This is a genomic window from Nostoc sp. DSM 114161 (genome assembly GCF_052692665.1).
Window position 1 is genome coordinate 3570460 of the sequence record NZ_CP195141.1, and the last position, 12920, is coordinate 3583379.

At 41.7% G+C, this 12920-nt stretch carries 11 protein-coding genes; 5 read left to right on the top strand and 6 right to left on the bottom strand.

Features of this window, described 5'->3' with window-relative positions; translation table 11 throughout:
- Positions 1-18: 18 nt before the first annotated feature.
- The 3 genes from NSTC745_RS15585 to NSTC745_RS15595 all read left to right on the top strand — a co-directional run bounded on the left by NSTC745_RS15585 (position 19) and on the right by NSTC745_RS15595 (position 3272).
- Positions 19-516 (top strand): response regulator, encoded by a 498-nt coding sequence (locus NSTC745_RS15585; protein ID WP_445637941.1) that lies wholly within the window; start codon positions 19-21, stop codon positions 514-516.
- Positions 482-2371, top strand: a complete 1890-nt coding sequence (locus tag NSTC745_RS15590; protein ID WP_445637942.1) for a response regulator — start codon at positions 482-484, stop codon at positions 2369-2371. The genes NSTC745_RS15585 and NSTC745_RS15590 overlap by 35 nt, the downstream gene beginning before the upstream one ends.
- A gap of 415 nt (positions 2372-2786) precedes the next feature.
- Complete coding sequence (locus tag NSTC745_RS15595; protein ID WP_445637943.1) at positions 2787-3272, top strand: nuclear transport factor 2 family protein; 486 nt, start codon at positions 2787-2789, stop codon at positions 3270-3272.
- A gap of 220 nt (positions 3273-3492) precedes the next feature.
- Here NSTC745_RS15595 and pyrR read toward each other — a convergent pair whose 3' ends face one another.
- The 3 genes from pyrR to NSTC745_RS15610 form a co-directional block, all read right to left on the bottom strand.
- Positions 3493-4035, bottom strand: coding sequence for a bifunctional pyr operon transcriptional regulator/uracil phosphoribosyltransferase PyrR (pyrR, locus tag NSTC745_RS15600; protein ID WP_445638617.1), 543 nt, complete (start codon positions 4033-4035; stop codon positions 3493-3495).
- 141 nt (positions 4036-4176) lie between these two features.
- Positions 4177-5160: an adenosylcobinamide-phosphate synthase CbiB gene (cbiB, locus tag NSTC745_RS15605; protein ID WP_445637944.1), complete on the bottom strand. Its 984-nt coding sequence runs from the start codon at positions 5158-5160 to the stop codon at positions 4177-4179.
- Between the two features lie 75 nt (positions 5161-5235).
- Complete coding sequence (locus NSTC745_RS15610) at positions 5236-5679, bottom strand: Rrf2 family transcriptional regulator (RefSeq protein ID WP_096539147.1); 444 nt, start codon at positions 5677-5679, stop codon at positions 5236-5238.
- Between the two features lie 500 nt (positions 5680-6179).
- Between NSTC745_RS15610 and NSTC745_RS15615 the strand changes: the two genes are divergently transcribed.
- Positions 6180-6593, top strand: coding sequence for an AbrB family transcriptional regulator (locus NSTC745_RS15615; RefSeq protein ID WP_096539146.1), 414 nt, complete (start codon positions 6180-6182; stop codon positions 6591-6593).
- A gap of 151 nt (positions 6594-6744) precedes the next feature.
- Here NSTC745_RS15615 and NSTC745_RS15620 read toward each other — a convergent pair whose 3' ends face one another.
- Positions 6745-8616, bottom strand: coding sequence for a chloride channel protein (locus NSTC745_RS15620; protein ID WP_445637945.1), 1872 nt, complete (start codon positions 8614-8616; stop codon positions 6745-6747).
- Positions 8617-9164: 548 nt separating this feature from the next.
- Between NSTC745_RS15620 and NSTC745_RS15625 the strand changes: the two genes are divergently transcribed.
- Positions 9165-9548: a hypothetical protein gene (locus NSTC745_RS15625; RefSeq protein WP_096539144.1), complete on the top strand. Its 384-nt coding sequence runs from the start codon at positions 9165-9167 to the stop codon at positions 9546-9548.
- 230 nt (positions 9549-9778) lie between these two features.
- On the opposite strand, the gene NSTC745_RS15630 is transcribed toward NSTC745_RS15625, so the two are convergent.
- Complete coding sequence (locus NSTC745_RS15630; protein WP_445637946.1) at positions 9779-10786, bottom strand: hypothetical protein; 1008 nt, start codon at positions 10784-10786, stop codon at positions 9779-9781.
- A 262-nt stretch (positions 10787-11048) separates the two neighbouring features.
- A complete protein-coding gene (locus NSTC745_RS15635; protein ID WP_445637947.1) occupies positions 11049-12665 on the bottom strand; it encodes an ArnT family glycosyltransferase in 1617 nt (538 codons plus the stop codon).
- Between the last annotated feature and the right edge of the window lie 255 nt (positions 12666-12920).

Sequence of the window (12920 nt, forward strand, 5' to 3'; positions counted from 1 at the left end):
CAAAGGAGACGATGCATAGTGAAGGGTCGAGAAACAAACGTCACAATTTTAATGGCTGATGATGACGAAGACGACAAAATGTTGGTTCGGGAGGCATTGGCAGAAAGTCAATTGTCAATCGATCTGTACTTCGTTAGCAATGGTGAAGACTTGATGGACTATTTATACCACCGCGGTCGATATGCTAGCAACAGCGGTAAACCGCCTCCAGGGTTAATTTTATTAGATTTGAATATGCCGAAAAAAGACGGTTTTGAGGCGCTCAAAGAAATAAAAACTGACCCACAGCTGCGGCGAATTCCTGTTGTTATGCTATCAACATCGAGCGACCAAGAAGATGTATATCATACCTACGACTTGGGTGCAAACTCCTTCATCATTAAGCCAGTGACTTTTGCTTCTTTAGTAGAGGTAATGAAAACTCTAGGAAAATACTGGTTTGAAACTGTAAAACTGCCAACAGAAGTAATGGGAGACAAACATGGACAGCAGCCCCATCAAAGTTCTGTTCGTTGATGATGATGAAGATGATTATATTTTGACTCGTTATTGGTTTAGCGAATTCCAGGTAGCAAAGTGCGAACTGCAATGGGTGGATAATTATGAAGCAGCCAAAAGTGCGATTGCTCTACACCAACATGACATTTATCTTGTAGACTACCGTTTGGGGCCGCACAATGGACTAGAACTATTGCGCGAAGCCATTGCCAACGGCTGTTCTTCTCCGATAATTTTACTCACCGGTCAGGGCGATTGGGAAATAGATTTAGAAGCCATGAAAGCTGGAGCCGCAGATTATTTGGAAAAAAGCCAATTGACGGCACCTTTGTTAGAGCGTTCCATCCGCTACGCCATTGAACGCAAACAAACAGAACAGAAAATTCGCGAACAAGCTGCTTTACTCGATGTTGCCACCGATGCAATTTTTGTCCGCGATTTAGACGATAAAATTTTATTTTGGAACAAAGCTGCCGAGCAACTGTACGGCTGGAAAAAAGAAGAAGCCATCAATAAAAAGACACGAATTCTCTGGCAAGAAAAACATCTGTGTCAAGTTCAAGAAGCACTCAGTATTTTGATGAAAAATGGTTCTTGGGAAGGAGAGCTACATCAAAAAACAAAATCAGGTAAAGAAATTATTGTTGAAAGTCGTTGGACATTAGTGCAAGAATTCAGTAAAAAAACACAAACTATCCTCGTCGTAAATACTGATATCACCCAGAAAAAACAACTAGAAGCCCAATTTCTTCGCGCCCAACGATTAGAAAGCATTGGTACCTTAGCCAGTGGTATCGCCCACGATTTGAATAACGTTCTAGCGCCGATTTTGATGACAGCCCAGCTGTTAGAGGCACAAGTCAATGATGAGCGTTCTCGGCGACTGCTGCCAATATTGATTGCTAACGCTAAACGTGGGGCAAATTTAGTCAAGCAAGTATTATCTTTTACCCGTGGGCTGGAAGGCGATCGCACAATCTTACAATTAAAGCATTTAATAATAGAAATTCAGCAAATTATTAAAGAAACTTTTCCCAAATCCATAGAAGTTTTTACCCAAATTTCCCCAAATCTTTGGACTGTATCTGGCGATGCTACGCAACTGCATCAAGTACTGATGAATCTGTGTGTCAATGCTCGTGACGCAATGCCAAATGGCGGAGCTTTAAAAATCTCTGCAGAAAACCTTTTCGTTGATGAAAATTTTACCAAAATGCATATTGATGCTAAAGTTGGCCATCACGTTGTGATTAGCGTTGCTGATGGGGGAATTGGTATTCAAACAGAAATATTAGATCGGATATTTGAGCCATTTTTTACTACTAAAGAAGTTGGCAAAGGAACTGGTCTTGGTTTGTCTACAGTGCTTGGTATTATTAAAAGCCACGGCGGTTTTATCAACGTATACAGTGAAACCGGCAAAGGCAGCCAATTTCAGGTATATTTGCCAGCCCAAGATGCAACGGAGACTATAGAAGAACAACACCAAGAATTACCTCCAGGTCAGGGAGAATTAATTTTAGTTGTCGATGACGAAGCAGCCATTCGAGATGTGACAAAAACATCTTTAGAAAGTCATAACTATAAAGCAATTACAGCCAGCGATGGTATCGAAGCTATAGCCTTATATGCAGAATACCGAGACAAAATATCTCTTGTATTAACTGATATGCTTATGCCATCTATGGATGGACTAACTACCATCCGCACCCTGCGAAAAATTAATCCAGATGTCAAAATTATCGCCGTCAGCGGATTGAGTTCAGCAGATAAAATTGATGCTGCTTATGATATAGGAATCAAAGCCTTTTTGTCTAAGCCTTATACAGCTAATCAATTATTACAAACTATTAGTACAGTTAAAAAAAGTTAGGAGTTGAGAGTTAAGAGTTAGGAGTTAAAAGTTAGGAGTTAAGAATTGAGAATTAGGAGTTAATCAAATTCCAATCCTTGTAAAATGTGTTAGATACAGATTTCGAGATGATTGGTTATAAAAAATAGAGTTCAGATAAGACCAAAATACTTGTAGAGACGGCGATTTATGAGTCAGCGCGTTGCGGAGCGAGTATGGTCTTGGGGGTTTCCCCCATGAACAACTCGCGTTGGGGTTCCCCCCGTTGTAGCGACTGGCATCGCGTCTCGAAAACCCATAATTTGTATAATTAGTCCTCAACTGAACCGTATTGGGTTATAAAAAACATAGCATGAACGCATAAATGTTCACAGCAGCTAATATCGGCGAACGTTCCAGGGAGAAATAAGTTCTCAAACGGTTCAAACAGCTGGGAATGAAGTCAAAATGCTATACATCGAATTCACGTAATTTTACCACTCACAACTTTTCAACACCTTCTAACTCTCAACTCCTAACTCCTAACTATTTAAATCCCATGACCAAAGATGAAGTTTTAGCCGCTAATACAGCTTTTTATCGAGCTTTTGAAAGAAAAGATATTGAGGCGATGAGTGCAATATGGTCACAGGGAACTGGTAGTTTTTGTATTCATCCTGGAAGTAGAGTGTTACGAGGTTGGAAAGAGATTCGCGCCTCTTGGGAGCAGATATTTAAAAACACTGCTTATATCGAAATCAGCACAGATGTAATTGCTACAGAAGTAACTGATAATATCGCTTATGTTGTGCTGATAGAAAATGTCTTTCAAGTCGTAGGTTCGAGAAGACTCGAAGCACAATCAACAGCTACAAATGTATTTCAGCTTTTGGGCGGTAAGTGGTATTTAGTTCATCATCACGGTAGCCCAATTTTGCGGTGAGGTGTGAGGGATTAGGAGATAGGGACAAGGGGAAGCAGGGGAAGCAGGGGTAGAAATAAGGGACTTCCAACTAAAAAAATATTCCATCGCATTTAGGGCAGGGGGGCAGGAGGCAGAGGAAAGGAACAGTCGCGTTGAGTCCAGAAATTGGAATAATTTATTTTTTAGAGTTCCCTAACTAATGACAAATGACAAATGACAAATGACCAATGACAAATAACTAATCTCCCATCAACTCTACTGCATCTCTTCCATCACAATCTTGTAAGTAAACTTTGACAATTTCTTCTTTAGCGGTAGGCAGCTGCTTACCAATAAAATCTGGGTGAATTGGTAACTCACGATGACCCCTGTCTACCAACACAGCCAAACGAATTACCTCCGGTCTTCCGTACTCATTTACAGCATTCAAAGCCGCACGAATTGTCCGTCCTTTGAAAATTACGTCATCCACCAGAACAACGGTTTTCCCCGTCAGGTCAAAAGGAATATCGCTTTTAGCAGGAGTTCGCAAACCAATTTTGTCAAGGTCATCTCGATAAAATGTAATATCCAAAGCGCCGACGGAAACAGGTACACCTTCAAGGGTTTCAATCTGACGCGCCAACAATTCGGCTAATAACGCACCCCTAGTATATATACCGAGAAGCACCAATTGGGATAAATCGCGCGACCTTTCTACAATTTGAGATGCAAGGCGAGTCAAAGTACGGCGAATTTCTTCTGATGAAAGGATCTCAACTACTTTTGCAGACATAGCTATCTTTGGGGAATAGGGCATTGGGCATTGGGCATTGGGCATTGGGCATTGAGCATGAGGATGAAGAGATGAAGAGATGAGGAGATGGGGGAGTGTTGGGAGATTATGAAAAAGCTTCCCGCCGCTCCCACTCTTCCCTATGCCCTATGCCCCATCTCCCATGCCCCATGCCCTAATTAAGATGATAGCGATCGCTATCCCTAACCATAATAAAAAACAATATCGAGTCAGTTGCAAAGCATTGTAAATAGAATTCGGGGTGATGAGATAAATAGCATCTCCTAGTAATGGTTTATATTTAGCTACCCCACGATACCAATTTTTACCACCCATTTGTACACCTAAAATCGCAGCGTAGGCGCACTCACTCCAACCAGAATTGGGACTAGGATCGTTAATTGCATCCCGGCTACAAATTCGCCAAACATACATCGGCCTCCCCGATAACAGCGCAAGGGTAATAACTGTTAACCGACAAGGTAGCCAAGTTAAACAATCTTCCAACCTGGCACTAAACCATCCCAAATAAGTATAAGGTGCTTCCCGATAACCTACCATTGAATCAAGGGTACTGCTGGCTTTGTATGCTAAAGCTAACGGAATTGGCCCCACAAATGGCACAAAGACACCAATAATTGCATAAAAAAGTGGAGCCATTACCCCATCAGTAGCATTTTCAGTGACCGTTTCTAAAATAGCTCGCAAAATTTCTGTTTCTGAAAGATTTTGTGTATCTCGACCAACATAATTACTTAAAATCTGACGCGCTTGTTCTAAATCTCCTGCCGTTAAAGGTTGTAAAACAGCTACTGCTGCTGTTCGCAAACTCCTCGCAGCAAAACAACTAGCCAAAAGAATACTTTCTAAAGCAATTCCCAACAGCGGATGCACCCATTTGGCACTTTGAATCAGAAAAAAACCAACAATACCGCTACCAATTATGAGAATAATGCCTAGTAAAATTCCAGCTAGGCGTTGTGTTAGAGAATTTTGACACAGATGCAGAAAAAATTTGCTTAACCGAGAAATTACCCATCCCATAAATTGTACGGGATGAGGCCAACCCCAAGGATCGCCAATTAAGTAATCTAAAAATGCCGCAATGATTAAAACAACAGCGGATGTCATTAGTCATTTGTTAGTTAACAATAATCAATGCCCTGTTTGGCCAATGCCCTATGCCCAATGCCCTATGCCTAATAACTAAACCACAAAACTTGCTTCTTCTCCAAGGGAAGCTTGCCAACTACGAGCATCGTAATAAAGGTCTGCCAGAGTAATACTGTACAAAGCTTCTTTGAGCTTTTGATTAAGTCTTTGCCAAAGGGTAAATGTTACCCAATCTTCAGCTTGTGTTGGTGCTGGAGTGCCATAGGGTAAATGAGTAATGCTCTCGCCCACTGCTTCTAAAATTTGTCCTATAGATATTTGTATGGGTTCTCTTGCCAATTGGTATCCGCCGATGCTACCACGAATTGAATTCACTAACCCAGCACGACGCATTTCTATTAGTAGTTTTTCGAGGTAAGGAGCTGGGATATCTTGGCGTTTGGCGATCGCTTTTACAGATACAGGGCCATATTTTGGCTGTAAACTCAAATCTAGCAACGCCTTCACACTGTAATGTCCTCTGGTAGTTAGTTTCATTGTTGTTTGTCCTCTGTCAGTTGTCCTTTGTCATGTCCTCTCTTACAAAGTTTTGATGGTCGGAAATCTCTCTTCGAGACGCTACGCGAACCCAAGAGACTTTGCGTTTTGTCATTTATTTAGATCTATGACTAATGACTAATGACTAATGACCAATGACCAATGACCAATGACTAAGGATCAGTTTTGCTTATCATTGTCTGAGTCAGTTATGATTTTCAGCAACTAGTCAACCTATAATAGGTTAGTTTAGAAAACTTAAACAAATATAGTTTAGCAGTAATTCACAAACTACATATATATAGTTATCAGCATTGCCAGCATTCTATAAAATAAATTGTTGGGAAAATATTTAGTAATCGCATAACAATTCTGGCTTTTAGTGTAATATACTTGGCTATGTTGAGATAAAAACTAAAGGATTATCTTCCTATTAGCTCAACCTCAGCTAAAATAAAATCGATTCAAACACTTCAAACATTCGTTTTCGACCTAAGTTGATGCCTAAACAGAAAAAAATTGAACCCCTAGTCGGCGAAGAACTGCTCAGAAAAGTCAAAGAGCTAGAGAACGAGAGCAAGGAAGACAAAGCCAAGAAGTGCGGCTACTATACCGTTACCAAAAATGGTATAGAGCGCGTCAATATGATGAAGTTCTTAAATGCCCTAATCGATGCCGAAGGCATTCAGTTAGACAGTACACCAAGTGCTAATGGGCGCGGTGGACGTAGTGCTAGCTATAGGATTAGCGTGCAATCTAATGGCAACTTGCTTATAGGTTCGGCTTATACAAAACAGATGAATCTCAAACCAGGAGATGAGTTTCTTATTACTTTAGGTAAGAAGCACATTCGTTTGAGACAAGTAGATCCAGAAGATCGGGAAGAGGATGAAGCTCTAGAAGCTACTGCCTAATAAATAGTCATTAGTAAATTGTCAATAGTCATTTGTCTTTGTTAGAAAGTTCTGAGGGTAGATTTTTCTCCATCAGACTTTGCGCTTTGTCTTTTGTCATTAGTCATCTGTGAAAACCAATGACTAATGACCAATGACTAATGACTAATGACTAAGGTAAATAGTGGCGCAGTGCTTTGCGGGTGACTGCTAAATTGCACGTTAATGCAATTTGCTCTTTTTCTAGCAAACCTAAAATGCGATCGGGTTTGTCTCGTGCTACCACTGGTAATTGATGCAAACCTCGCAGACTCATGCGGTCTAAAGCTTCAGATAATAGTTCATCCTGCCATGCGTAAATAATTTCAGTAGTACAAATGTCCTTGAGAGTTTGACTGGATAAATTATCTGAAATTTCAGCTGGTAAATCTGGGTAAGTTTGCCAAAGAGCAAGGGCACGGTTGATATCTTCTACAGAGAGGATACCAATTAATTGGTCAGCTTTATCGACTACTAAAGCACTTCGAGTGCGATCGCGGAGCATTTCCACAGCTGCTTCTAACACACTCAAAGTTGCAGGTAATTTTTTTGGATAGGGATGCATAGCATCTTCTACCAAAATTTCCTGCACAATTTCTGCTCGTTCATCTTTCAATTCCGAAAGACCAATTTGTTGTAGATTGGAATTAGAGTTAAAAGTTGGTTTAATCCTTTCTACTAACCAAACACTCAAACCGACAGCAGCCATCAAAGGTAAAACAATGCGGTAGTCCCGCGTTAATTCAAACAGCATTAAAATAGCCGTTAACGGTGCCCTGACACTCCCAGCCAACATTGCCGCCATTCCTACCATTGCATAAGCTGGAGGAGCTGCCATTTGGTCACAAATTGTTGGGAATAGCACAGCTAAAATTTTGGCGTAAGCCGAACCAAAAGAAGCACCTAAAAACATAGCTGGTGCAAATAAACCACCGATAAAACCGCTACCGGCGCTAATTGCAGTCATCACTAATTTCACCACCAGCAGCACAACTAATAGGTGCAGTGAAAATTTGACATCCTGAAGCATTGCCTCTACAGTTTCATAACCAACGCCCAGAATTTGCGGGAAGTGCAAAGCCACTGCGCCAACAATCACACCGCCAATAATTGGATGAATTGGCTGAGGAATTTGTCCTAAAAATTGAAAGCCCGGAACTTTGCCAGCAAAGCAGGCTTTAGCCAAACGAATTGATTGAGTATAAGTAAGAGAAATTAAGCTAGCCCCTAAACCCAAGCCAAGATAAAGGGGCAATTCTAAAGGACTGCGGACTTGGTAGGCAGGTAAATCAAAAGCGGGTTGTGCCCCCAAACCAATTTGAGCAATTAAAGCTGCTACCACCGCTGCCAGTAGCACCACACTCACAGCAGAAGTAGCAAAGGATGTAGCTCCCATCACCACCTCTAAGGCAAAAAATACCCCAGCGATGGGAGCATTAAACCCAGCCGCTAATCCGGCAGCAGCGCCAGCGCCCAACAGTAAACGTCGTCGTTCCTGAGATACGTTGAGGATCACAGACAACAACATACCAAAATTTGCACCAATTTCTACACTGGGCCCCTCTGGCCCTAGAGAAGCACCGCTTCCCAAAGAAACTGATGCAGCTAACATTTTGGTAACTGGTCGTAGCGGTCGCCTGATCTCTGTTCCCTGAGAAGCGGCGATAAGAGATGAAAGTCCAGGGCCGAAATCTTGAGTACGCCAGCGCATCAAACCAACGATTAATCCGCCGAGAGTGGGAACGCAAGCTAGAGTCCAAGCACCCCAGACACCGATCTGACCCATCAAATTTTCTAGCATTAAATGGTGGATCAGCTCGATCAAATAGTGAAAGGTGACTACACCCATACCAGTGCCACCGCCAATTAGCATGGCTAAAAATAGCACAACGGTTTCTGGGGATGGTTGAAAACGATTGATTAGGTGAGCTAAGCGGGCAGAAGGTGTGGGAAAGGCAGGTTGTTCCGTTACCTTCCTCAGTTGAGTGGGAGGCAAGAGAGTCATTGATAGGCAGGGTAAATGTAAGAAAAAATTTAAATTTTTATCTGTTACTTCTCATTGTGAGCCATTATTTAGCAACCAGACAAGTAGACTTTATTTACTCCATTGACAAAGCCATAGCAAAAAATGTCACTATGCAAAATTTTTGTGGGGAAAATAGTTAAATGGGAGACAATTATTTAGGGGTCAGCGATGCCTACGCTTTTTGCTAGCCTCAGCTGATGGAGTAGAAGTCAACGTCAACCCTGTTTTCCCTAGAGACAGCAGAAGTTCTATGAGCCAGAAACATTAATGAGAAGCCATTTTTGCCTAAATCTAGCTATACTCGTGTTGCGACCATTGAGCCATCCTTGGTAGTAATAAAATGTATGTGTGATTCAGCATTGATGTAAAAATATACTTAGAAGTCATAGGAGTGCTAGATAAGGAAACAACGAGACAAAACTTATAAGATAACCATCTCCCTTTGTCTGTGCTTATCCCTGTCTCACTTTCTCCTTGTCCTCTTCGTTGACCCCAATTCAATATAGCTATTCTTATAGAGCGAGTAAATGAATATACACACGTTTGATAATCATTATGTTACTTGCCCGATTTGCCAAAGAAATGCCACGCCCAAACCAATTAAAACGCGTATTGGCTTGTTTTGTTGTCCCTATTGCCAAGAACGGCTAGTAGTTTGCCAAAGCGGTCATTATGTCCGCGATCCGTTTACTTGGAGACAAATGATGGTGTCTTCGTCGCTGCGTCGTCAAAGCCGACCTTTGGCTAGGATTGTCAGGGATTTTGTCTTACTTAAGCGTCCTATGGTGGCCTTTGCTGTAGGAAGTGCAATTTTTTTTAGTATGATTGCTATCACCCAGGAAAGCACGAGTTCCGATCGCCAAGTGCTTCCTACAGAGCAAATTAAAAAACCACAGGAAAAATCGCCATAATATTGGTTTTTTACCTATGATGAATCAGATTTTACTTTAATCTTTCTAATTTTGCAATCAATAATATTTATTTCAAGCAGTGTTCTATATTTGTCTAATAAATAGAACACTGTTTTATATATATAAATCCGGTTTGATTCGGAAAATTTACTTGTGTAGGCACAAAAGGCAAGAAGCGTTAAGCTATAACCCAACCTTTGTATCTGAGAAGTGGCGAAGGTATCGACTTTCTACGATGCATTATCAGGGAATACTTCGGGTGAGAACATTGCCCATAATGACTGATAGTAAGGGACAAAATAAGCAGCCTGTTGTGGTTCCAAACGAGAACAGATCTCAATGCCTAGCAGCTCGATTAATTGCCTTACTAGATCCCACCTGACTTTTAATCGGGGATATAGCATCACGCATAGTGGAAATAGCTCTTGTTGGACAGCGCTAATGTTATTTTCTAAAATACAAACCCACAGATAAACCTGGAACATCTCCACATCACGCACGCTAGAGATCTTGATGTTAGCGTCATCTAAACGACCTGTGGAACACTCATAGCTCGGATACAGCTGCACTACCCGTTCTACAATCTTGGTGGCAATTTCAGTGCATAACGGCAAGATTTGTTGGACAGCTTGTAACGGTGGCGCGTCGTAAGCGTGTTTTGCTGCTGCTTGGTAAGCACGCTGGAGTGGCATGTAAAGATGATCGTCAATCACCTTCAAGTAAACACTCAACGATGGTTGCTGATTTGGTGGCGTCAATTGGAGGAGCATTTGCCCGCTGTAGTGGAACTGCATACTAATAAACCCCATAACTCTGGGATCGTCTGCTATGTATTTGTGTCGAATATCTCCCAAATCCTTGGCAATCCATGTAGAAAACTTCGGCGGGGGAATTTGTTGAGCATAGGCACTGAGGGCAGTTTGATAAATTTGGTGAGCATCTTTTGTTACCGCCCACGGGTCGATAGATTGAGGGTCAATTTGATGTCGAATAATCTCTTGAGACAAAAGCGCCTCGGTTTTTGCCCAAGCTTGAACGCTCGTGGTTCGGAGTGTCTGCATTAATGTTGTTGCAACTTCAGCAGCTATTTCACTCCGATTGAGGACTTCGACTCGCTCGTCGCGTTCAGCTAGCTTTCGTAAATATTTCTTCGCCCATGCTTGTGAAAATTGTTGGTTTGCTGCTGCCTCAAGCCCTCCTGTTTCTTCTGGAGAGAATGAGATATTTTCTAGTTTCATGTTTAATGAATTAAATATTTCTTAATATTTATCAGCATAGAAAAATTCATCTCACGGGCAAAACCGCAAGATTACGGAGTTCATCATTTCTTCAAAATAGTAAAAGGGCAACAAAGGGAAAGGGGTATGGTTCGACCCTTCTCTACGAGAGGCTTCGCCAACGACAAAGCTCAGGACAGGCAAGCTCACCAACCGGGGAAAAGGGGAAAGATTAAATTTATTCCTTTTCCCTTTAACCTTTTCCCCTGGCCAATGGCCAAATCTATAAACGATTTGTGTCTTTAGTAACTAATTTCCAATCTTCAGCTTGGTCGATTAGCTTGATTGACTCTAGTTGCAGATTTTTGAAAACAGATGTGTGAAGCAGGAAGTAGGGTTGACCGTTGTAGTGCCAATAATATTGCAGTTCGCCAACAGAAGCGGGAATAATGGTGCGATCGCTGTAATAATCCAACGAGGGACGAGAGTAGGGAAAAGATGTATAAATCTTCTTCGCAGCTGGATTTGCCCGCACGATCATCGCGGCTACTGGTTTAACTGGATAAGCCTCAGATAACTCCCAAACCCAATAATTCGATTTCATTAACAGTAGCAGCGAAATATAGCTTCCCCAGAACAAAATTTTCAGAAATTGCCCGTCGCCTCGCTCTGCCAAAATAGATGCTAAGGTCATTGTTAAAGCTACTGCTGCAAAAATTAGCTGTAAGTCGGTTTTCGGTGTTGTACCCCAACTAAAATAAATGCTGCCCGTAGAAGCGACTACGGCCAAAATCGCCAAACCTGCTACCCAACTACGGGGATAGGATGACACTAAAGGCAAATTTTCTGTCTCTGCTAACTGGATACCAAAAGCTAAGGCTAAGCTGGGATAAATCGGGAATGCATACCAGGGAAGTTTGGTAATCATTAAAGAAATTACCAGTAAATAAATACCACTCCACGCCAGTACTAGTTTTGCCCAGCTAAGGTTGCGATTTTCCCAAGTTAGACGTACAGTTTGCGGCAAGAATAATAACCACGGCCATGTGTACTTAAAAAGTTCAATGATATAGAACCAAGGTGGTTCAAAATTCATCTCTGCGACTGTGCCAATTCGGATCGATGAATTTACAAGACCAACTTGGGCGAAGGTATAACCATAGTGAATTAGTTGGGCGCCGTACCAACCAACCACAGGTAAAATGCCGATTAAGATGGCTATCCAGAAATAGTAACAGGTGAGTAATCGTGGTGTATCCCAAAATAAGAATACGATCGCGATCGCACCTAGCAATATGCCCACCAATCCTTGAGTCAGACAAATTAAGCCAAAACCGATGCCAACACCAAGGCAATAACGTAAATCGCGGCGCGATCGCAATACGCACAACATCATCACCATCAAAAAACTCACCACCGCGCCATCTAACATCGCCAAACGTCCATGACGCACCACTGGTAGCATTGTTAGATAGATCGAGGCACTATAAATAGCCGCCCAACGTTGGCGAAATAATTCTCGACCAATACAATACAGTAAAGGTACTGAACTTGATGTTAAAATTGCTCCGGGAAGCCGCGTAGTGAATTCATTTTCGCCCCCTAGATAATAAGCCCAAGCAATTAGCAAATGCATTAAGGGGGGCTTGTTATGGTATGGTTCGCCTCCTAGCGTTGGGTAAAGCCAGCGCATTGAGCCTGTTGGTGCGTGCCAAATTTCTCTGGCGACTTGTGCCACGGTGCCCTCATCCCAATCTCGCAGGGGTAATCCTCCTAGATTGACGCTAAACAGTAACACTGCTGCTAACAGCAACACGACAAGCCATACCCAATCAACCCATCTGCCAACTGTGCGATGCTGTTTTTCTAGATGACCCCAAATAAAGCTTCCTTCTTGCATATTCTCTGGTAATCATTTTACTTGCTGGTTTGATTACATAGAGACCAAAGCGAATCTCCAATGTTGTCACCCAGTAACAACGTCTGTTCTTAACTATTGCTAGTTTTCAAGATTAACTCAACTTTCTTTAATTAGTACTATTTTTCCGGGAAAATTATTTTAATTATTTAACGATCATTTTTATAGATAAATACTAAAAATAAGACGTATAAAAGCTGGCTCAATTCTTTTGGCTGATTCTGTAAATAAATCTAC

Bases quoted from the DNA above. Each gene is read 5' to 3' on its own strand.
- NSTC745_RS15595 (WP_445637943.1), top strand. From the start codon at position 2,787: ATGAAGTCAAAATGCTATACATCGAATTCACGTAATTTTACCACTCAC.
- NSTC745_RS15615 (WP_096539146.1), top strand. From the start codon at position 6,180: ATGCCTAAACAGAAAAAAATTGAACCCCTAGTCGGCGAAGAACTGCTC.
- cbiB (WP_445637944.1), bottom strand. From the start codon at position 5,160: ATGACATCCGCTGTTGTTTTAATCATTGCGGCATTTTTAGATTACTTA.
- NSTC745_RS15635 (WP_445637947.1), bottom strand. From the start codon at position 12,665: ATGCAAGAAGGAAGCTTTATTTGGGGTCATCTAGAAAAACAGCATCGC.
- NSTC745_RS15590 (WP_445637942.1), top strand. From the start codon at position 482: ATGGACAGCAGCCCCATCAAAGTTCTGTTCGTTGATGATGATGAAGAT.
- NSTC745_RS15610 (WP_096539147.1), bottom strand. From the start codon at position 5,679: ATGAAACTAACTACCAGAGGACATTACAGTGTGAAGGCGTTGCTAGAT.
- NSTC745_RS15620 (WP_445637945.1), bottom strand. From the start codon at position 8,616: ATGACTCTCTTGCCTCCCACTCAACTGAGGAAGGTAACGGAACAACCT.
- NSTC745_RS15630 (WP_445637946.1), bottom strand. From the start codon at position 10,786: ATGAAACTAGAAAATATCTCATTCTCTCCAGAAGAAACAGGAGGGCTT.
- NSTC745_RS15625 (WP_096539144.1), top strand. From the start codon at position 9,165: ATGAATATACACACGTTTGATAATCATTATGTTACTTGCCCGATTTGC.